19 protein-coding genes are annotated in these 22,246 nt (G+C 51.4%); all 19 read left to right on the top strand.

Annotated elements, in window-relative coordinates; all coding sequences use genetic code 11:
• The first annotated feature begins 3 nt into the window (after positions 1-3).
• A complete protein-coding gene (locus tag DWY89_RS01555; protein ID WP_118523335.1) occupies positions 4-1,068 on the top strand; it encodes a branched-chain amino acid ABC transporter permease in 1,065 nt (354 codons plus the stop codon).
• Positions 1,069-1,071: 3 nt separating this feature from the next.
• Complete coding sequence (locus DWY89_RS01550) at positions 1,072-1,830, top strand: ABC transporter ATP-binding protein (protein ID WP_022359705.1); 759 nt, start codon at positions 1,072-1,074, stop codon at positions 1,828-1,830.
• A 13-nt stretch (positions 1,831-1,843) separates the two neighbouring features.
• Positions 1,844-2,554, top strand: coding sequence for an ABC transporter ATP-binding protein (locus DWY89_RS01545; protein ID WP_022359704.1), 711 nt, complete (start codon positions 1,844-1,846; stop codon positions 2,552-2,554).
• A 94-nt stretch (positions 2,555-2,648) separates the two neighbouring features.
• Entirely contained in the window at positions 2,649-4,124 is a 1,476-nt protein-coding gene (gene spoIVA / locus DWY89_RS01540) for a stage IV sporulation protein A (protein ID WP_106999830.1), read from the top strand.
• Between the two features lie 208 nt (positions 4,125-4,332).
• Positions 4,333-5,940, top strand: a complete 1,608-nt coding sequence (locus DWY89_RS01535; protein ID WP_106999831.1) for an MBL fold metallo-hydrolase — start codon at positions 4,333-4,335, stop codon at positions 5,938-5,940.
• Positions 5,941-5,973: 33 nt separating this feature from the next.
• Positions 5,974-6,447 carry a ribonuclease HI gene (gene rnhA / locus DWY89_RS01530; protein WP_022359619.1) on the top strand — a complete coding sequence of 158 codons (474 nt, stop codon included), beginning with the start codon at positions 5,974-5,976 and terminating at the stop codon, positions 6,445-6,447.
• A gap of 252 nt (positions 6,448-6,699) precedes the next feature.
• The gene (locus tag DWY89_RS01525; RefSeq protein ID WP_118523336.1) at positions 6,700-7,542 is read left to right on the top strand and encodes a lysozyme inhibitor LprI family protein; all 843 of its coding nucleotides are present in this window, start codon (positions 6,700-6,702) and stop codon (positions 7,540-7,542) included.
• 203 nt (positions 7,543-7,745) lie between these two features.
• On the top strand, positions 7,746-10,355 hold the full coding sequence (alaS, locus tag DWY89_RS01520; protein ID WP_227589512.1) for an alanine--tRNA ligase: 2,610 nt from the start codon (positions 7,746-7,748) through the stop codon (positions 10,353-10,355).
• Positions 10,356-10,492: 137 nt separating this feature from the next.
• Positions 10,493-10,669, top strand: coding sequence for a 30S ribosomal protein S21 (gene rpsU / locus DWY89_RS01515; RefSeq protein ID WP_003504099.1), 177 nt, complete (start codon positions 10,493-10,495; stop codon positions 10,667-10,669).
• Between the two features lie 97 nt (positions 10,670-10,766).
• A complete protein-coding gene (locus DWY89_RS01510) occupies positions 10,767-12,641 on the top strand; it encodes a DUF6020 family protein (protein ID WP_118467637.1) in 1,875 nt (624 codons plus the stop codon).
• Between the two features lie 65 nt (positions 12,642-12,706).
• Entirely contained in the window at positions 12,707-12,979 is a 273-nt protein-coding gene (locus tag DWY89_RS01505) for a YabP/YqfC family sporulation protein (protein ID WP_106999834.1), read from the top strand.
• Positions 12,980-12,988: 9 nt separating this feature from the next.
• Positions 12,989-14,278, top strand: a complete 1,290-nt coding sequence (locus tag DWY89_RS01500; RefSeq protein WP_182426623.1) for a sporulation protein YqfD — start codon at positions 12,989-12,991, stop codon at positions 14,276-14,278.
• The gene (locus tag DWY89_RS01495; RefSeq protein WP_227589501.1) at positions 14,253-15,287 is read left to right on the top strand and encodes a PhoH family protein; all 1,035 of its coding nucleotides are present in this window, start codon (positions 14,253-14,255) and stop codon (positions 15,285-15,287) included. Before DWY89_RS01500 ends, DWY89_RS01495 begins: the two co-directional genes overlap by 26 nt.
• Entirely contained in the window at positions 15,284-15,781 is a 498-nt protein-coding gene (gene ybeY / locus DWY89_RS01490) for an rRNA maturation RNase YbeY (RefSeq protein WP_118467641.1), read from the top strand. The genes DWY89_RS01495 and ybeY overlap by 4 nt, the downstream gene beginning before the upstream one ends.
• Positions 15,782-15,863: 82 nt before the next feature.
• On the top strand, positions 15,864-16,988 hold the full coding sequence (locus DWY89_RS01485; RefSeq protein WP_118467643.1) for a DUF3048 domain-containing protein: 1,125 nt from the start codon (positions 15,864-15,866) through the stop codon (positions 16,986-16,988).
• The gene (locus DWY89_RS01480; RefSeq protein ID WP_227589503.1) at positions 16,969-18,780 is read left to right on the top strand and encodes a polysaccharide biosynthesis protein; all 1,812 of its coding nucleotides are present in this window, start codon (positions 16,969-16,971) and stop codon (positions 18,778-18,780) included. The genes DWY89_RS01485 and DWY89_RS01480 overlap by 20 nt, the downstream gene beginning before the upstream one ends.
• 75 nt (positions 18,781-18,855) lie before the next feature.
• Positions 18,856-19,233 carry a hypothetical protein gene (locus DWY89_RS01475; protein ID WP_117795332.1) on the top strand — a complete coding sequence of 126 codons (378 nt, stop codon included), beginning with the start codon at positions 18,856-18,858 and terminating at the stop codon, positions 19,231-19,233.
• Positions 19,234-19,317: 84 nt separating this feature from the next.
• On the top strand, positions 19,318-20,562 hold the full coding sequence (locus DWY89_RS01470) for an NAD(P)/FAD-dependent oxidoreductase (protein ID WP_118467645.1): 1,245 nt from the start codon (positions 19,318-19,320) through the stop codon (positions 20,560-20,562).
• Entirely contained in the window at positions 20,559-22,199 is a 1,641-nt protein-coding gene (locus DWY89_RS01465) for an FAD-dependent protein (RefSeq protein ID WP_118467647.1), read from the top strand. Before DWY89_RS01470 ends, DWY89_RS01465 begins: the two co-directional genes overlap by 4 nt.
• Positions 22,200-22,246: the final 47 nt, after the last annotated feature.

The following is a 22,246-nucleotide window of genomic DNA, read 5'->3' as shown; positions in this document are numbered from 1 at the left end:
AAAATGAATGCATATAAAAATAAAATTCGGATTCAGAATGCGATCACATATGCGATTGTAATCGGCTGTTACATTCTGATTCAGATTATGATGGCAGGCGGCCATGTAAACAGTCTTTTAAGGGGTATTCTGGTTCCACTTTGTACCTATACGATTTTGGCGGTTTCCTTAAACCTCACGGTTGGTATCCTCGGTGAGCTGAGCCTGGGTCATGCCGGATTCATGTGTGCGGGTGCGTTTTCAGGTGCATTTTTTAATCATGCCATGAAAAATCTGATCGCAAGCAACCAGGTACGCTTCATTCTGGCGCTCTTTGTCGGTGCGGCGGTAGCAGCGGTATTTGGTATCCTCATCGGTATTCCGGTTCTGCGTCTGAAAGGAGACTATCTGGCGATTGTAACGCTGGCATTCGGTGAGATCGTTAAAAATATTATCAATGTTCTGTACGTCGGCATCGACGGAAACGGAATCCACGTTTCCATGAAAGATGTAGCTTCCTTAAAGCTGGCAGCGGACGGTCAGGTGATCATCAAGGGTGCACAGGGTATCACAGGTACACCGAAGACGGCGACCTTTACGATCGGCATTATCCTGGTACTCCTGACCCTGTTTATTGTATTGAATATCATCAATTCCCGGACAGGCCGTGCGATCATGGCGATCCGCGACAACCGTATTGCGGCAGAGTCTGTGGGTATCAATATCACGAAATACAAACTGATGGCATTTACCATCTCTGCTTCCTTAGCCGGTGTGGCAGGCGTTCTGTACGCACACAACCTGGCGACGCTGGCAGCGACCCCGAAAAGCTTCGGTTATAATATGTCCATTATGATCCTTGTATTTGTGGTTCTGGGCGGCATCGGAAATATCCGTGGTTCCATGATCGCGGCGGTTATCTTAACCCTGCTTCCGGAGATGCTTCGAAGCCTCAATAATTACCGTATGCTGATTTACGCGGTCGTCCTGATTGTAATGATGCTTTTGACCTCCAGTCCGAAGGCGATCGAGGTCCGCGGGCGCATCTTTTCATCATTCCGGAAAAAGAAGACAGAAGGGGAGGCGTAAATCATGGCAATGCTGGATGTAAAAAATTTAAGTATTTCTTTTGGCGGTCTGAAAGCGGTCGATGATTTCAGCATCACGATAGAAAAAGGACAGCTCTACGGCCTGATTGGACCGAACGGCGCTGGTAAAACGACTATTTTCAACCTTTTGACGGGCGTGTACAAGCCGGATGGCGGACGGATTCTGCTGGATGGAAAGGACATTACCGGTCACAAGGCAATCCAGATCAATCAGGCAGGCATCGCGAGAACCTTCCAGAATATCCGTCTGTTCAAGGAGCTGAGCGTGCTTGACAATGTAAAGGTTGGTCTTCACAACCATCATAAATATTCTACGCTGAGCGGCATTCTGCGTCTTCCGTCCTATTACAAGGTTGAGAAAGAGATGGATGAGCGCGCGATGGAGCTTTTGAAGGTGTTTGACCTCGACAAAGAGTTTGATTATAAGGCATCGAACCTCCCATACGGCAAGCAGAGAAAGCTGGAGATCGCCAGAGCGCTGGCGACCGAGCCGAAGCTTCTGCTTCTTGACGAGCCGGCAGCCGGCATGAACCCGAATGAGACGGCAGAGCTGATGAAGACGATCCGTTTCGTGCGCGATCATTTTGATATGACCGTACTTCTCATTGAGCATGATATGAAGCTGGTCTCCGGTATCTGCGAGCGCCTGACGGTCTTAAACTTCGGTCATATGCTGGCAGAGGGACCGACCAGCGAAGTACTCAGCAATCCAGAAGTTATCAAAGCATATCTGGGAGAATAGGGGGAAGTTTCGTATGTCAATGCTGGAAGTAAAAGATTTACAGGTATATTATGGTGTGATACAGGCACTCAAGGGAATTTCCTTTGAGGTAGAACAGGGCGATGTGGTAGCGCTGATCGGTGCCAACGGAGCCGGAAAGACGACGACGCTTCACACGATCACGGGTCTGCTGCCGTCCAAGGCAGGCAATATCACATTTGAGGGAACGGATATTACCCATGTACCGGGCTATAAGCTGGTATCAATGGGAATCGCCCACGTGCCGGAGGGGCGCCGTGTGTTCGCTTCCCTGACGGTTCTCCAGAACCTGAAAATGGGTGCGTATACGAGAAATGACAAGAAGGAAATTGAAGATACGATCGAAATGATTTACAAGCGTTTCCCGCGTCTGAAAGAGCGCAAGAACCAGCTTGCCGGAACTTTGTCCGGCGGCGAGCAGCAGATGCTTGCGATGGGACGCGCCCTCATGAGCCACCCGCGCCTGATCGTCCTCGACGAGCCGTCGATGGGTCTGTCCCCACTCTATGTTAATGAGATTTTCGATATTATCCAGGAAATCAACAAGGACGGAGTGACCGTTCTTCTGGTCGAGCAGAATGCGAAAAAAGCGCTCTCCATTTCCAATAAAGCATATGTGCTTGAGACGGGCAATATCGTTCTGAGCGGTGATGCGAAAGAACTGATGAATAATGAGAGAGTGAAGAAGGCTTATCTGAGCGAATAAAAATGTTCTGTGAGCCGGAGCTTTCCAAATGGGAATATTCATAACCCCCTTATGGTCTGAATACATTGTATCAGCAGACCAAGGGGGTATTTTTATGGATCATTTTAATGTATACAGCGATATCCAGGCGCGAACCGGCGGCGAGATCTATATTGGGGTGGTTGGTCCGGTTCGGACAGGGAAATCGACCTTTATTAAGCGCTTTATGGAACTTCTCGTCCTTCCGGGGCTGGAAGATGTCCATGCCCGCGAGCGTGCCCGGGATGAACTTCCCCAGTCTTCGGCGGGGAAAACGATCATGACAACGGAACCGAAATTTATCCCTAAAGAGGCGGCAAAGCTCTCGCTTGGGGACGGTGTGGAGGTGCGGGTCCGCCTGATCGACTGCGTCGGTTTCATGGTGGAGGGCGCTGCCGGTCATATTGAAAACGAGAAAGAACGCATGGTGCGGACGCCGTGGTATGAGGAGGAGATCCCATTTACAGCGGCAGCCGAGCTGGGAACGCGCAAGGTCATCACGGATCATTCGACGATCGGGCTTGTGGTTACGGCGGACGGCAGTTTCGGGGAGTTGAAACGGGAGAATTATGTTCCGGCGGAAGAGAAGACCGTGCAGGAACTGAAAAAACTGGGAAAGCCGTTTCTGGTGCTTTTAAACTCGCAGAAACCGTATTCGGAGGAGACGCGGGCGCTGGCAGCCCGGATGACCGAAAAATACGAGGTGCAGGTGCTCCCAGTCAACTGTGAACAGCTGCGCGCCGAGGATATCCGGGAGATTCTGGGGCAGGTGCTTCTGGAATTCCCGGTCACGGAGATCGATTTTTCGATTCCGAAATGGCTGGAGATTCTGCCAAACAGCCATTGGCTTAAATCGGAGGTCATACAGGCAGTCCGGGGGATGATGGATCGGACGGTACATATGCGCGATGTGGCGTTGGCGCTGCCGGAGGAAACCGGGGAAGCGATCCGCCGGATCCGGATTGTATCAATGAAAATGGATGATGGCAGCGTTCAGGCGGTGGTCGAGCTGGACGACGGGCATTATTATCAGATCCTCAGCGAGTATGTGGGAATGCCGATCGAGGGCGAGTACCAGCTGATGCAGACCTTGAAGCGGTTGGCGTCGATGCAGAGCGAGTATGAAAAGGCATCCGTGGCGCTCACGCAGGCGCGCAAGAAGGGCTATGGGGTTGTCACGCCGGAACGCGGGGAGATCGTCCTCGATGAGCCGCAGGTGGTGCGCCACGGCAATAAATATGGAGTCAAAATGAAAGCGCAGGCGCCGTCCATCAATCTCATCAAGGCGCAGATTGAGACTGAGATCGCGCCGATTGTGGGAAATGAACAGCAGGCAGAGGATTTGATCCGATACATCCGGGAGAATGCTGGAAAAGGTGAGGAAGGCATCTGGGAAACCAATATTTTTGGAAAATCAATCGCCCAGATCGTCGATGACGGGATTCAGGCCAAGATCTCCCAGCTCACTGAGGACTGCCAGGTGAAGCTGCAGGATACGCTGCAGAAAATCATCAATGACAGCAATGGGGGGATGATCTGTATTATTATATAATAGAATAGGTCTGGCTCTTGTTGGGAAAATGGTGCGTTGTCTGGAATGGGAATGTGGGACAGATAAGGTGATTTTATGAAAATTTTATCGAAACTTTATCGGGGAAATTGCAAAATTGTCAGAAATCAGTTATAATGAAGCTAATAGCAAAAACATTTTCCGCAAGGGGTATGCGGAAACATAAACGACAGAACAGGGGGCTGATTTTATGAGGCTTACATTTATCGGTGCGGATCATGAGGTTACAGGCAGCTGTCATTTCCTGGAGGCAAGCGGACTGAATATTCTGATTGACTGCGGTATGGAACAGGGGATCAACAAGTATGAAAATGCAGAACTTCCGATTCCGTATTCGGATGTGGACTATGTGTTGGTGACGCACGCCCATATCGATCATGTGGGATTGCTTCCACTTATCTATGCGAGGGGATTCCGCGGACAGATTATGGCGACGCGCGCGACCTGCGATCTGTGTGATATCATGCTGAAAGATTGCGCCCATATCCAGGAGTCAGAAGCGGAGTGGAAAAACCGGAAAGCCATGCGTGCCGGAAAACCGGAGGTGACACCGATTTACACGATGAACGATGCAGAAGGGGTACTGCATCACTTTGTCCCCTGCAATTACAATGAGATTATCCGTCTGAATGACAATCTGGAGATTCGGTTTGTCGATGTGGGACATCTGCTTGGTTCGGCTTCGATCGAGATCTGGATGAAGGAAGACGATTGTTCCAAGAAGATTGTATTTTCAGGTGATATCGGTAACAAAAACAAGCCGCTCATCCGCAGCCCGCAGTACATCCGTCAGGCGGATTATGTTGTCATGGAGAGTACTTACGGCGGTCGGTTCCACAAGAATACAGGCGATCACGTGGAAGAATTTGCCCGCGTGATTCAGGAGACGCTGGATAAGGGCGGCAATGTCGTGATCCCGGCATTTGCGGTCGGCAGAACGCAGGAAGTGTTGAATTACATCCGTATTATCAAGGAGAAGAACCTTGTAACCGGGCACGGCGTATTTCCGGTTTACTTAGACAGCCCGATGGCGGTGGAAGCGACCGGCGTGTTCAAGGACAATATGATGGATTGCTACAATGAAGAGACGAAGGAGCTGGTAAAAAAGGGCATCAATCCGATTTCTTTCCCGGGTCTGCATCTCTCGATCACCAGCAGCGATTCCGTTGCAATCAACTTCAACGAGGAACCGAAGGTTATCATCTCGGCAGCCGGCATGTGTGATGCGGGCCGTATCCGCCATCATCTGAAACACAACCTCTGGAGACCGGAGTGTACGATTTTGTTTGCTGGCTATCAGGCAGTCGGCACACTGGGACGCAGCATTATTGAGGGACGCGAGGAAGTGAAGCTGTTCGGTGAGTCGATCGAGGTCAAAGCACGGATCGAGAAGATCGAGGGCATCAGCGGCCATGCGGACGAGACCGGGCTTTTGGAGTGGGTTGGCAGTTTTATGGAAAAACCGTCCCAGGTCTTCGTGGTACACGGCGATGACACAGTGTGCGATGCATTTGCAGAGACGGTCAAGGAAACTTACGGCATCAATGCGATGGCTCCGTTCTCCGGCAGTTCCTACGACCTGAAAGAGGGATGCTTCGTGACTGTTACGAAGGGTATTCCGATTCAGAAACCGGCAGTGAACGAAGCAACGAAGAAAGCGGCTGGTGTATTTGCCCGCCTGCTGGCAGCCTGCGACCGCCTGCGCCGTGTTGTTATGCATAACGAGGGCGGGGCGAACAAAGATTTAGCACGTTTTGCCGACCAGATCAACTCGCTCTGCGATAAGTGGGACCGCTAAGCTTCAATAATAGACATAAAGGAGATTTCTGACTTGAAAGTAACTATATACACAGACGGCGCCGCCCGCGGCAATCCAGATGGTCCGGGCGGATTTGGAACCGTCATTCACTATGTAGATCCGGCAGGAAAACTGCACACGAAAGAGATTTCCGGCGGCTACAAACGAACTACGAACAACCGTATGGAGCTGATGGCAGCCATCGCCGGTCTCGAGGCGCTCAACCGCCCCTGCGAGATCGAACTCTATTCAGATTCCCAGTATCTCGTCAACGCTTTTAACCAGCACTGGATCGAGGGTTGGATCAAAAAGGGCTGGAAACGCGGCAAAAATGAGGAGGTTAAGAATGTAGATCTATGGAAGCGCCTGCTCGCTGCCAAGGAACCCCATCAGATTTCGTTTTTCTGGGTGAAGGGGCATAATGGGCATCCGGAGAATGAGAGATGTGACTTTTTGGCTACTTCGGCGGCGGATGGGGACGAGCTGATGGTGGATCCGGGGGTATAGCTCGTTACAGCTCACACATGTGTGCCCAGTAACAGGATTTTGCCGATGCTTCGCATTCTAAATCGGCAAAATCTGCATTCGGAACTGTATTGTACGGAATTTTCAGTTCAGAAAATTCCTACCTGTGAGCAGTTACTATAACAACCCTTACGATATGTTTACATCTTTCGATCATCTATTTTCAAACCGTCTTAAATGTGCTATTTTAAAATTATCAAGTGAACAGGAATAGCAGAGGCGGTTGAGAGTAATTTGAAAAATAAAGGAATGATCGCTGCCCTCGGTCTGATTCTGGTGCTGGGGATTGTGACGACGGCGGCAACGCGGCGTTATATCCGGGAGCAGGCGGGAAGTGAGAGAAGCCTGACGGTCGGACCGGAGGCGATGTATGAGGCGGAACCATTTGCGGCGGAAGCAGCGGAAAATGGTCTGGCGGAGGATGCGCCGGAGCCATCTTCTAAAAAAATGACGCATGCGGAAAGCGTGGGGACAGAAGATAGAGCCTGTATGCAGGCGGAAGGAGATGTTTCTGTCCAGTCTTTAGGTGAACAAAAGGAAAAACGTGCAGATAATCGGGCGGTTGCTAAGGCGGCAGAGAAGCAGAGCGCGGGCGATGAGTCGGATTATTCTGTGAATACAGGGGCGGTTGTGTCCCCGGTTGAAAATGGAATTGTATCTCCTGCGCGAGGCGCGTCCTCCGGGACAGGTGCAGGCTCGGACCGGACAGCGGAAGATTACCGGAACCGGCTGGGCGAGATCGAGAATACGATTCAAAACCTGGAAAATTCGGGAAGTGCGAATACAACCGACGCGATGCGGGAGGCGGTCGCGTATGAGTACCGGCTCTGGGATGCCGAATTAAATCAGATTTATCAGGCAATCATGGCGGTGCTTCCAGACGAGGAGACAGACACGCTGCGTGGTCGGGAACGCAGATGGATTCGGGAACGTGATACGGCGGCGAAACAGGCGGCGGAGCGCTACAAGGGCGGCACGATGGAAAATGTCGAGTACACGGCGTCGCTGGCAAATTCGACGCGGGATCGGGCGTATGAGCTTTTGGATTTGTATGAATCGTATCTTCCGGCAGAGTAGTGAAAAAATTAGAAAAAGGGACTTTTGCGGCATATAGAATTGCGGTAAGGGTCCCATTTTTGCACACTTTTTGTACCGATAAACCTCTTGCGAAATGTAAATTCCTATGATAGGATATAAAGAATGAGGAAAATTTTACTTAAATAGAAGTAACTATAGGAGGAAGCAACGTGAAAAAATACGGTGTGAACGAACTTAGAAAGATGTTCTTAGACTTTTTTGAGAGCAAGGGACATCTGGCAATGAAGAGTTTCTCTCTGGTTCCGCATAATGATAACAGCCTTCTGCTTATCAACTCTGGTATGGCTCCGTTAAAGCCATATTTTACGGGTCAGGAGATTCCGCCGAGAACAAGAGTATGTACCTGTCAGAAATGTATTCGTACCGGCGATATCGAGAATATCGGTAAGACTGCCCGTCATGGTACCTTTTTTGAGATGCTTGGCAACTTCTCCTTCGGTGATTATTTCAAAGAGGAAGCGATTCACTGGTCCTGGGAATTTTTAACCGAGGTTGTCGGACTTGATCCGGATCGCCTCTATCCGTCTGTGTTCGAGAGCGATGACGAGGCATTTGATATCTGGAACAAAGAGATGGGTATTCCGGCAGAGCGTATTTTCCGCTTTGGCAGAGAGGATAACTTCTGGGAGCATGGCGCTGGTCCGTGCGGTCCGTGTTCTGAGATCTACTATGACCGCGGTGAGAAATACGGCTGCGGCAAACCGGGATGTACGGTAGGCTGCGAGTGTGACCGTTACATGGAGGTATGGAACAATGTATTCTCCCAGTTTAACAACGACGGTCACGGCAACTACACCGAGCTGGAGCACAAGAACATTGATACCGGAATGGGTCTAGAGCGTCTGGCAGTGATCGTACAGGATGTAGATTCCCTGTTTACGGTTGATACCAACAAAGCTCTGTTAGACCGTGTCTGCGAGCTGGCACATACCGAATATCAGAAAGATCATGAGACCGATATTTCTCTGCGTATTGTAGCGGATCATATCAAGTCCTGCACCTTCATGATTTCCGATGGCATTATGCCATCCAACGAGGGACGCGGATATGTTCTGCGCCGCCTTCTGCGCCGTGCAGCACGCCATGGCAAAAAACTTGGCATCGAGGGTGAGTTCTTAGCAGCTCTGTCCCGCACCGTTATCGACCTTTCCAAGGATGGTTATCCGGAACTGGAAGAGAAGAGCGCGATGATTTTCAAGGTTCTTTCTGAGGAAGAGGATAAGTTCAACAGGACCATTGATCAGGGTCTTGCGATCCTTGCTGATATGGAAGAGGATATGAACAAGAAGGGCGAAAAAGTGCTGTCCGGCGACAACGCATTCAAGCTCTACGATACGTATGGATTCCCGATCGATTTAACCCGTGAGATTCTCGAGGAGAAGAGTCTCGGTATCGATGAGGACGGCTTCAACGCAGCGATGAAACGCCAGAAAGAACAGGCGAGAGCGGCGAGAAAGACGACTAACTATATGGGCGCGGATGTTACGGTATATCAGTCCATCGATCCGGCTATTACAACTGAGTTTATCGGCTATGATCGTCTGACAGCGGAATCCGAGATTTCCGTTCTGACGACCGAGGATGAGATTGTAGAGGCACTGACTGACGGTCAGACTGGTACAATTATCACCAAGGAAACCCCGTTCTACGGAACCATGGGTGGTCAGGAGGGTGACTTCGGTCAGATTACCGCTCCGGACGGCTCTGTGTTTGAAGTAAAAGATACCATTCATTTACAGGGTGGCAAGATCGGTCATGTCGGTGTTGTAGTAAAGGGTATGTTCGAGGTGGGAGAAAAAGTAACCATGTCGGTTGACAAGGAAAACCGTGAACTGACTTCCCGCAACCATTCCGCAACCCATCTGCTTCATAAAGCGCTGCGTACCGTACTTGGTAGCCATGTAGAGCAGGCTGGTTCCCTGGTAACCCGTGACCGTCTGCGTTTCGACTTTACTCATTTCTCTGCGATGACTCCAGAGGAGATAGAGAAGGTTGAAAAGATTGTAAATGATGAGATTGCAGCATCCCTGCCGGTTGTAACCGATGTTATGTCCTTGGATGAGGCAAAGAAGACGGGCGCGATGGCACTGTTTGGCGAGAAGTACGGCGAGAAAGTCCGTGTTGTCAAGATGGGGGATTTCTCCACCGAGCTTTGCGGCGGTACACACGTATCCAACACAGGCACAATTGCATCCTTCAAGATTCTCTCTGAGGCTGGTATTGCAGCAGGCGTCCGCCGTATCGAGGCGCTGACCTCCACCGGTTTGATGAACCACTACAAAGAGGTAGAGAATGAGCTGCATGAGGCGGCGAAACTGGCAAAGACCACTCCGGCGGCACTGAGCAGCAAGATTGAGTCCATGTTAGAGGAGATCAAGACTCTGCACGCAGAGAACGAGAAGTTAAAAAGTAAGCTGGCGAACGACTCTCTGGGCGATGTTATGAACCAGGTACAGGATGTAAACGGCGTGAAGCTGCTGGCAGTTGAGGTTAAGGATGTAGACATGAACGGTCTGCGTAATCTGGGCGATCAGCTGAAAGAGAAGCTGGGCGACGGCGTTGTCCTGATTGCATCTACTCTGGATGGCAAGGTAAGCCTGATGGCTTCTGTAACTGACGGTGCGATGAAGAAGGGTGCACATGCTGGAAACTTAATCAAAGCAATCGCAGGTCTTGTCGGCGGCGGCGGCGGTGGCCGTCCGAACATGGCACAGGCTGGCGGAAAGAATCCGTCTGGTATTGCAGCAGCCCTTGAAAAAGCGGCAGAAGTAGTAGCAGAGCAAGTAAAATAAAAAAATCATAAAAAAATGTAAAATGTTGTTGACGTATCATTTTTTTATGATATAATCTTTTTAGTGCTAAAAAAATACCCATACAGTTGTATTAATATGCACTTATTACACAACTGGAGGGAGGTTAGGTGTGAGCTATGTCAAATGTAATCGTTAAAGATAACGAGAGTCTGGACAGCGCTTTACGCAGATTCAAAAGAAACTGTGCTAAGGCTGGTATCCAGCAGGAGATTCGGAAAAGAGAGCATTACGAGAAACCGAGCGTTCGTCGTAAAAAGAAATCCGAAGCTGCTAGAAAACGCAAATACAATTAAGTAACGCAAAAGTCCTGGTTTTCATATGAACCAGGACTTTTTTGTGCAATAGGAGAAAGAGAAGAAATGCGATGTGGCGGATGATGGAGTGAGGGGCATGAGAGAGAAGCAGGAAAATGAGAGACGGGGAAAGGGATTGAAACAATATATTGCGGATCGGCGCCTGGCAGCAGTCAGCCTTGTGCTGGGTATTTTGATGGGGCTAATGATTCTTCTGGGAATCCGTTACAGCCGCAATGAGCTGATTTACCGGACGGCGGGTCAGTTTTTGGGACAGTTGGCGGGCTGGGTGGTGTGTATGACGGTGATGGTCTGGGCGATTTGTGTGGGACTGGATGCTTTGGGGCGTGGCTGGCCTGAGATACGGGATTTTCAGTTCGGAAAATTCCTGCCTGTGAACAGTTACCAGAAACGGACGCAAGCACGGAGGGAGAAAGACTGCGAAGACCAGGGAAGCAGCCGCGATGTGGAAAGCCAGGGACGGGAATCGAAACAGCGCGCAGCGAAAAATTTGGATTTGGGGACATGGCTGAAATGGATGTTTCTCTCCTGGTGCGTCTATCTTCCGGTTTTTCTGGCGGTTTATCCGGGCATTTATTCTTACGATGCGTCCGCGCAGCTCCTTCAGTTTTATGGAAAACTGCCGCTGACAACCCACCATCCATTAATTCACACGCTATATCTGGGACTCTGCATGAAGATTGCGGGGCGTCTGTTCCATACCTATCAGGCAGGGATGGCGCTGTATGCGCTGTCGCAGTCGTTTTTTATGAGTGCGGTCTTTTCCCTGTGTCTGTGCCGGATGAAAGCGCGGCGGGCACCGCGATGGCTCTGCGTTGCTTCGTGGATGTTCTGGATTCTGAATCCGTATCTGACGGTCTTTTCCTTTGTCACGACGAAAGATGTGCTCTTTGGCGCATTTTTCTTGCTGTCATTTGATACAGCGTGTTGTCTAGTTGAGGATCCGGAGCATTTTTGGCGGGGAATGTGCCAGAAGAAAGAAGATTTGGATAAAGAAAGAGAGCTGGATAAAGAGAAAAATCTGAACGAAACAGGTTCTCAGAAAAAAGTGGGAAAGACGGGGGATTGGCTACTCTTTTTTGTGAGTGTGCTTTTTATGTGCCTGTTCCGGAATCAGGGAATCTATGTCTTCCTGTTTTTTGTCTTGGCAGCCTGCCTGTTTCTACGAAAAAAAGTGTATTGCAAAAACAGGTTTATTATGGCATCTCTGCTGGTGGCAGCTTTATGGTATGTTTTATCCGGCCCGATTCCAACGGCGTTCGGCGTGGGAAAGGGCGATGCGAGGGAGATGCTGTGCGTGCCGATGCAGCAGCTGGCGCGCATGTATCATGAAGTTCCGGAGAAATTGACGCCGGAGGAAAAGGAATATATCGAGACGCTGATTGACCCGCAGGCGCTCAGTGAGTATGTCCGTGTCAATGCGGATCCAGTGAAAAATGGATTCCATACAGAAGTGATGCAGGCAGATATAGGACGCTTCGTTCGTACCTGGGCGGAAATCGGGAAGCGCCATCCGGGTATTTATCTGGATTCATTTCTGATGGGGAACTGGGGGTACTGGTATATGGGAGACAGCCAGTACTGGATCAGCTATATTTTATACGATGGGGCATACCTGGAAGGTAATTTAAATATCCTGCATATCACGCGTAACAGCCATTTTCAGGCGCTTTCGGACTGGTTGAGGGAGGCAACACTGACACCCGCATTCCAGTCGGTTCCGGTGCTGTCGGTGCTTCTCAATCAGGCATTTCCGTTCTGGCTGATGCTGTTTGCGGCAGGATTTGCAGTCTGGAAGCACCGGGCGTATGAGATCATTCCGCTGATGCTTCTGCTCGGCTGCTGGGGAACACTTCTGCTGGGACCGGTGGTTTCCCTGCGGTATGCATTGCCGTTGATTTACTGTGTGCCGCGGATGCTGGAAATGATAGTGGGGTTGACGGGAAAATAGTAAACGGCATAGTTTCTGCTTTCCTACATATATTAGATAATAACAATGAAATAGGCGGTAGGCGCTTGTTTGGCAGACAGAAAAAAGCGATCGTTTCGGCACTTCATCTGCCGGAGGACGTCGTTCTCGGAGAGATGCTTCTGTATTTTACCGGCAGTCGGGCGGCTGTGGTAGAAAATTACAGGAGCATTCTCTTTTTTTCCGACGAAATGCTGCGGCTGACGGGAAAGAACATCCGGCTTACTATCAAGGGGAAAGGGCTTTCGATTGAGTATTATGACCGCGACAATCTGCGGGTCACGGGGCAGATTGTGTCTGTCGAATTTGGGGTGCTGTGAGGAATGAGTATGGCGAAGGTAAGGCACCTTCTACATGGGATAGTGCGGCTTAACATGCGCGGCACCTCCCCGGAGAGATTCCTGAATCTTTGTACACTGGCAGGTTTAAATGTCTGGCAGGTAAAAAAAGAGCAGGAAAATCTGCTGTTTTATATGGAAATCCGCGATTTTAAGCGGTGTGCGCCACTGGCAAGAAAAGCGGGAGTCCGTCTGCATATCGTTGAAAAGCGTGGACTGCCGGTGTTTCTCTGGCGGAACCGGAAACGGAAAGGGTGGGCGGTCAGCTTCGTCCTTTTTTTTCTGTTATTATTGTTTCTGGCACAATTTGTCTGGGAGATCGACTGGAGTGGAAACCGGCGTTATACCGAAAGTGAGCTGAATCATTACCTCCAGACGCTGCAGATTGAAGAGGGAATTCCCAAGAAGCGGATTTCCTGTGCGAGGCTGGAGGAAGAACTGCGGGAGTCATTTGAAGATATCACCTGGGTGTCGGTGCGCCTGCATGGGACGCGCCTTTTCATCCGCCTGCGGGAGAGCGAGGTTCCGGTCCGTCAGAAAGTGGAGTCCGGCGAGGCGTGCGATCTGGCGGCGGCATCAGACGCGCGGATCACGTCGGTAGTCGTCCGGAGCGGAATCCCGCTTGTGCAGGCGGGAGATACGGTGGAAAAGGGGCAGCTTCTGGTGTCGGGAACGGTGCCGATCACAGATGATGGAGGCGAAGAAATTTCCTCTTACCGGGTGCGGGCGGATGCGGATATATATGGGATCCGGGAGCGGGTCGGGAGAAAGGAGCTTCCGCTCTGGAGGGAAATGCGGACGGAAACGGGAAAGAAACGATACGGAATTGCTTTGGAAGCAGGAACACACACATTTTACTGGAAAATTCCAGAATTTTATGATATGATAGAACATACATTCGATATAGCGGAGCGGTGGGGATTTTTCAGACGAAGCAGGCGGATGAAACCTGCCTGGACGATCCGGACGGAGTACCGGAAATTGCGGCTCCCGCTTGATTTTTATCTGCCGCTTTCTGTCGGGTGGAGTGAGTACCGGGAGACGTCTGTCTGCGAAAAAAGGTATACAGAACCAGAGCTTGCGGCGCTGTCAGCGGCATTTCAAAAGGAGACGGAAGAAAAATTGATCGAAAAAGGTGTACATATTATGGCAAGTGATGGTAGAATACTAATAAATGGCGGAGTCTGCCATTTTGAGGTACGGCTTCAGACGGAGGAGCCGATTCAAGTTGTGACACAAGGAGAACAGCAAAGGAATGAGCATAATAGAGACAATGATTGATATTCCGATGGAACATGAGCGGAATGTATGCGGACAGTTTGACGCGTATCTGAAAAAGATTGAGCGGACGCTGCACGTGACGATGATCACACGCGACGGCGCGCTGAAAATCATCGGTCCGGAGCAGACGATCCGGCAGGCGAAGAGTGTGTTCAACAATCTGTTAGAGCTTTCCAGGCGCGGCAATACCGTTACCGAGCAGAATGTTGATTACGCCCTGTCGCTGTCCTTCACGGAGAAGGACGATCAGATTCTCGAGATCGATAAGGATATCATCTGCCGGACGATCACGGGCAAGCCGGTCAAACCGAAGACGATGGGACAGAAACAGTACGTGGACCTGATCCGCAAGAAGATGATTGTATTTGGCATCGGTCCGGCGGGTACCGGAAAAACGTATCTGGCGATGTCGATGGCGATACAGGCATTTAAGAGTGGCGAGGTAAGCCGGATCATCCTGACGCGTCCGGCGATCGAGGCGGGGGAAAAACTGGGTTTTCTGCCGGGCGATCTGCAGAGCAAGATCGATCCGTACCTGCGTCCGCTTTACGATGCGCTGTATCAGATTATGGGGGCAGAAAGTTACCTGCATAATTCTGAGAAGGGCTTGATTGAGGTGGCGCCGCTTGCGTACATGCGTGGTCGCACCTTGGACAATGCGTTCATCATTCTCGATGAGGCGCAGAATACGACCCCGGCACAGATGAAGATGTTCCTGACACGTATCGGTTTTGGTTCCAAGGTGATCGTGACGGGCGACCAGTCGCAAAAGGATCTGCCTGCCGGAGCTACGTCCGGACTGGATACGGCGATTCATGTACTCAAGAAAATTGACGATATCGGTTTCTGCTATCTGACCAGTGGCGACGTAGTCCGCCATCCGCTGGTACAGAAGATCGTAGAGGCATACGATGCGTATGAGAAAAAAGATGCGGATGCGTCCCGCGGTTTCCGGAGAAATAGTTCCGGGACGCGTGACCGGAAAGATGGAGGAAGAAAGAACAGATGACAATCCAGATCGAATATGAAGCAGAGCGGGAGTGGAAGGTAGATTACCGTCCGATCATCGAGGAGATCGTGGTTGCGGCGCTCGATTATGAAAAATGCCCGTATGAGGCGGAGGTCAATGTAGTCCTGACAAATGATGAGGAGATTCATCGTATTAATAAGGAATTCCGAGGAATCGACCGGGCAACCGACGTCCTCTCTTTTCCGATGGGGGATTACGATGTGCCGTCCGATTTTGAACGGTTGGAAGAGCAGTCAGAGGACTATTTTAACCCGGAGACGGGCGAACTTCTTCTGGGCGATATCGTGATCTCGATCGACAAGGTTGACGAGCAGGCGGAGAAATACGGTCATTCTAAGGAGCGCGAGCTGGCGTTCCTGGTGGCACACAGTATGCTGCACCTGTGCGGTTACGATCATATGGAAGATGACGAACGCCTTGTGATGGAGAAAAAACAGGAGGAAATCCTGGCTGGCAAGGGGTATACGCGCTAAAAGCAGGAAAAAGAACCGGAGGGGAAGGGGAGTCCCCATTTGGGAAATGAGGCACATGGGGATGTGATGGGGGAAGTACGGAATGAAAAAAAGCAGTTGGAAAATAAGGGCACTGGCACTGACTCTGACGGCAGTCTGCTGGCTGTCAGGCTGTTCGGCTCACAAAGAAATATCGGTAACGGCAGCAGAGACACAGGAGGAGACGCGCGAGCTGTCCTTAAATACAGAGACGGAGGCCGAAACGCAGCCAGAAGCAGAGCCGGAGGGACGTTGCGAAAAAGACGGGAAGATACAGAGTTATCTGACCGGGGAATGGACGGATGTCGCAAAGGCGAACCGCCGTCCGCTTGCAATCATGATGAGCAATGACAAGGCGGCGCTTCCGCAGTATGGCATCAACCATGCCGGAGTGGTCTATGAGGCACCGGTGGAAGGCAGCATGAACCGCTATATGGCACTGATAGAGGACTATGACGATCTGGACCGGATCGGTTCCGTCCGGAGCTGCCGCCCATACTATACTTTTTTTGCAAGGGAATTTGAGGCGGTCTATGCACATTATGGGCAGAATACGTTTGCACTTCCGTATCTGGAGCAGATGGAACATTTAGATGGAATCAAAGGCAATGGGGCATCTGCGTATTTCCGGACCAAGGATCGGAAGACCCCGCACAATGCCTATGCATCGGGACCAAAGCTGCGCCAGGCGATCGAGGCGAGCGGTTATGCGGATGCGTACCCGGAGAGCTATGAGGGGCATTATACTTTTGCGCCGGAGAGTGCGCCGGTGTGCTTTGAGGATGGTATCGCAGCGGCCAAAGTAGTGCCAGGTTATCAGTTAAGCAATCCCTGGTTTGAGTATCACCCGGAGGACGGGCTGTACTACCGGTATCAGTATGGCGGTCCGCATATGGGAGATGCCGGACAGATAGCGGTTAAAAATATTATTTTCCAATACTGTTTGTGGAAATATTATAAACCGACGGAATATCTGAATATTGATGTCTATACACCGGCGATGGGGTATTATTTTACAAATGGACACGGCATTCTGATTCGTTGGGAAAAAGACGGCGCTTACGGCGTCACAAAGTATTACGATATGGACGGTCAGGAAATCAAGCTGAATCCGGGCAAGACCTGGGTCTGCATCCTTCCGAATGACCGTATGGATAAGGCGGAATTCTATGGAGAACAGACGGAGTAGAAGAAAACCCGGAATGCGGGAAGAGACAGAAAGAGAGATAATCAGCCGGCAGCGCACGGCAGGACGTAGAGAAGAAGCAGCTGGAGGCAGCCGGGAAAGTGCGGGCAGAAGCCGTAACCGGTCAGGAAGCAGCCGGAAGCCGGAAGCGGTTCCGGTGAGGAAAGAAAATTTTGTCATTCAGGGTACGATCCTGGCAGTTGCCGGTATCATTGTGCGTCTGATCGGTATTCTGTACCGCGTCCCGATGACGAATATCATCGGCGATGAGGGCATGGGATATTATTCGACGGCATTCAACGTATATAATATCATGCTGATCCTTTCATCGTACAGTCTGCCTCTGGCGGTGTCGAAGATGGTAGCGGCCCGCCTTGCGAAAGGGCAGTACCGCAATATGAACCGTGTTCTGCGGGCGGCGCTTGTCTATGCGACGGTCGTAGGTGGTCTGGCATGCTTTATTACCTGGAATTTTGCAGGCTTTTTTGCGACGACCTTGTTTAACACGCCGTTCTGCGTGTATGCACTCCGCACACTTGCGCCAACAATCTGGATCATGGCGTATCTGGGCGTCTTGCGCGGTTATTTCCAGGGACATGGAACGATGATTCCGACGGCGATCTCCCAGATCCTGGAGCAGGTGGTCAACGCGATTATCAGTGTGGTGGCAGCCAGCGTCCTTTTCAAGGTGGGACTGGATACGGCGAAAGTATATGGGAAAGATGGATATGCACAGGCATTTGGTGCGGCTGGCGGTACGATCGGTACAGGAAGCGGTGCGTTTGCAGCCCTGTTATTTGTGCTGGTATTGTTTTTACTCTACCGTCCGACGGCAAAACGGCGGATTGCCAAGGATCGGAGCGGTAGTGTGGATTCCTACCGTCAGATTTCGAGAATCTTCTTCTTTACCGTTATTCCGGTTATTGTAAGCTCGGGTGTTTACAATATTAACTCGGTTATTGACAACGGTATCATGGCGCACGGCATGGAGTCGCTGGGACGCGGCAAAGAGTTTTTAGCCCTCTGGGGTATCTACAACAACAAATATATGCTGCTGGTACACGTCCCGCTTGCGATGGCGAACTCACTGTCCTCGTCGCTGATTCCTTCGCTGTCCGGTGCAATAGCGCGTAAGGATCGAAAGGCGGCGATTGAGAAGACAGCCCTTGCGATCCGGTTTGCTATGCTGATTGCGATTCCGTCGGCGGTGGGGCTGACGGTACTTTCAGCACCGGTCAATAACCTGTTATTCCGGGGCGGAAACAATGCGGAAGCGATCCGTATGATGATGATTGGCGCTTCAGCCGTTATCTTCCTGTCGCTTTCAACGGTTACCAATGCAATCTTACAGGGACTTAACCGGATGAATGTTCCGGTGCGGAACGCCCTGATTTCGTTGGCATTACACGTGATTGCGCTGTATATTATGCTGATGATCTTCAATATGGGTATCTACAGTATGGTATTTGCAAGTATTTTATTTGCGCTCTTTATGTGCATTTTAAATGCGATCGCGATCCGCAATACACTCGGTTACCGCCAGGAGATGGTCAAGACCTTCCTGCTGCCGGCGATCAGCGCAGCATTTATGGGCGCGGCGGCATATGGCGTGTACCGTGGGGTTACGCTGGTGATCCACAGCAATGTGCTGGGAACGCTGCTGGCGGTGCTTGTGGCGGTCGCGGTATATGGCGTGCTTCTTATCAAGCTGCACTGTATCGAGGAAGATGAGATGTATTCGATGCCGATGGGACGGAAACTCACACGCATCTGCCGGAAGCTGCATCTGATGTAGGGTTAGAAATTTAGTTATGATTAAAATTTAGAAAAAAGTGAATAATAAGGATACACAACAGGAGGTATCCTTATTATGAGAAAATATCAGGGAATACTGTTTGCGGCGCTTTTTTGTTTTGCAATGCTTCTGCTTCTGGCGGCAGGGCTCTGGTGGTATCGTCCAAGGCGGGCGGAACCGGTACCGGGGCGCGTGTATGAGTCAGAGCGGATGCCGGAGAATAATGCGGTTCTGAACCCGGAACCGGAAGTGGCGGAGAAACAATCCGGCTATTGTCTGACGGCGGAGGATGGGATGCTGCTTATCTTTGACGGAGCAAGCGGCGAAGTCTGTTTCCAGACCCATATGCCGCTCTCAGAATTTTCCGTGGAAGAACAGGAAAAACTGCTGGAAGGAGTCTGGTTCGACACAATGACGGATGTGTTTCACTATCTGGAGTCTTTCAGCAGTTAGATGTGATTATAATACAGTCAAAAAACAAAGAATAAAGTCCGCGTATGAACGGTACGAAGCAAACGGTCAGGAAGGGAAATAGGGATGAGTCAGAATAAAGTAATCATAGTGGGAGCAGGAGCAGCCGGAATGACGGCTGCCATTTTTGCTGCCAGGGAGGGCGCACAGGTGGTTCTGCTGGAACATAAAGACCGGGTCGGCAAGAAGATCCTGTCTACCGGCAATGGACGCTGTAACCTTTCAAACCGTTTGCAGGAGCCGTTCTGCTACCGCAGTGGTCAGCCGGATTTTCCATGGAAGGCGCTTGGGGCGTTTACGCTTCCGATGACACTGGAATATTTTGAGGATCTCGGCGTTTTGACGCGGGAACGGGACGGATATCTGTATCCATATTCCGGGCAGGCAAGCGCTGTTTTAGATGCACTCCGTCTGGGACTTGCGTGGGAGTCGGTTCAGGTGGTGACGGAATGTGAAGTTTTCTCGATCACGCCGCGCGAAGATGCGAAACACCGGTTTGAAGTGAAGACGTCCCAGGGGAGCTTTTCGGGCGAGACGCTGATTCTGGCGTGCGGCAGCAAGGCGGCACCGGGTACAGGTTCGGATGGAAGCGGATATAAGCTGGCGAAACGGCTGGGACACCATATCATCAAGCCGCTTCCGGCATTGGTTCAGCTTCGTTGCCCGGAAAAGTTCTTTAAACAGCTCGCCGGAGTACGCGCGGATGCCTCTGTGATACTCTACAGCGATGGCAGAAAGCTGGCGGAGGACAAGGGCGAGGTGCAGCTTACGGATTATGGTATTTCGGGGATTCCGGTTTTCCAGGTCAGCCGCTTTGCGGCGCGCGCGCTCGATGAGGGACAGGATGTACGGGCGGTACTCAATTTTTATCCGGAATGCCCGGAAACGGAGACACGCCGGATATTAAAAGAGCGGAGTGAGCGCCTGAAAGAACGGCAGGTGGAGGACTTTTTTTCCGGCTGGATACATAAAAAACTGGCAGCTCTGTTTTTAAAACAGGCAGGAATCCGGCCAGATCGGACGGTTGGCAGCCTGACAGAGGCACAGATTCAGACGCTGGGGGATCTGCTCTGCCGGTTTGAGGTCAGCGTGAACGGTACAAATTCCTTTGAACAGGCACAGATCTGCTGCGGCGGCGTCGATGTGCGGGAGGTTGACGCACAGACGATGGAATCGAAGAAGGTAAAAGGATTATATTTTGCCGGGGAGATTCTGGATGTCGATGGCATCTGCGGCGGTTATAATCTCCAGTGGGCGTGGAGCAGCGGTGCAGCAGCTGGAAAATGTGCTGGAAGGGAGTCAGATAAATGATACGAGTAAATCAGGTAAAACTGCCGGTCAGCCACAGTGAGGCAGATCTTCGCAAGAAAACTGCCAAAATGATGGGAGTATCGGCAGATCAGATACAGTCGGTGGAGCTGGTGCGCCAGTCTCTGGATGCGCGCAAAAAGCCAGATCTGTACTATTTATATGCATTAGATGTTGCAGTGGCAGGGAAAGAGGCGGCGATTGTCAAACGTGCGCGCAGTGTAAATGTGCAGATCCGAAAGGAAGAGGCGTACCGCCTGCCCGATCCGGGAATAGAGCCGCTTCGGGAACGACCGGTAATCGTGGGCTTTGGTCCGGCAGGTATGTTTTGTGGTCTGATGTTGGCGCGTGCCGGATATCGCCCTCTTATTCTGGAACGGGGGCTGGATGCGGACAGCCGTGCAAAGGCGGTTGCACGCTATTGGACAGATGGAACGCTGGATCCGGAGTGCAATGTGCAGTTCGGCGAGGGCGGTGCCGGTACGTTTTCAGATGGAAAGCTGAATACGCTGGTCAAGGATCCATCTGGGCGGAATAAGGAAGTGCTGAAAATCTTGGCGCAGGCGGGCGCGGATCCGACGATTACCTATGTGAACAAGCCGCACGTTGGAACGGATGTTCTGCGGACGGTGGTAAAGAATATTCGAAGTGAGATAGAGAGTCTGGGCGGTGAGGTACGGTTTGGCTGCCGTCTGGAGGACTTTGAGACACAGAATGGTCATTTGTGTTCCATCCGCGTCAGTGCCCGTAAAGGCACGTCGGAGGCAGGACGGACGGTGGAGGAGATTCCGGCATCGGCACTGGTGCTGGCGATCGGGCATAGCGCCCGCGATACCTTTGCGATGCTGGCAGAGAAACCGCTCGACATGCAGGCAAAGGCATTTGCGGTGGGACTGCGGATCCAGCACCCACAGACGCAGATCAACTTAAGCCAGTACGGACGGGAAGAAGCCGGGAATCTGGGGGCTGCCAGCTATAAGCTGACGGCACAGACCTCCGGAGGCAGGGGCGTGTATTCGTTCTGTATGTGTCCGGGCGGCTTTGTTGTGGATGCATCCTCAGAGCCGGGACGGCTGGCAATCAACGGCATGAGCAACCACGATCGTGCCGGTGCAAACGCAAACAGCGCCCTGATTGTGACCGTTACACCGGAGGATTTTCCACAGCCGGGCACACTTGGCGGCGTAACGTTCCAGCGTCAGCTGGAGGAAGCGGCATACCGCTGCGGCGGCGGAAAAATCCCGGTACAGCTTTATGGAGATTTCCGGGAAAACCGGAGTTCAACGGGATTTGGAGCAGTGACACCACAGTTTGAAGGACAGTTTGCATTTGGAAATCTGCGGGAGGTGCTGCCGGAAGCGCTTTCGGCAGCGATGTTAGAGGGAATGGAACATTTTGGACATGTGATTCATGGCTTTGACCGCGAGGATGCGGTTTTTGCCGGAGTAGAGAGCCGGACCTCCTCGCCGCTGCGGATTCCGCGTGACCACGCGACGATGGAGAGCAGCACGATCGCGGGCATCTACCCATGCGGCGAAGGCGCTGGATATGCGGGTGGCATTACCTCGGCGGCGATGGATGGGATGAAGACGGCAGAGGCAATTATCGCGAAGTATGCTATCCCCAAAATTAAATTGTGAGAGAGAATGGTTCAGCGGCTTTAGGCTTTATAGTAAGGATGTCTGCC

The sequence above is a fragment of the Clostridium sp. AF27-5AA genome (genome assembly GCF_003478415.1).
In the GTDB taxonomy this organism is placed as follows: Bacteria; Bacillota; Clostridia; order Lachnospirales; family Lachnospiraceae; genus Otoolea; species Otoolea fessa.
This window is presented reverse-complemented; position numbering and strand designations above follow the sequence as displayed.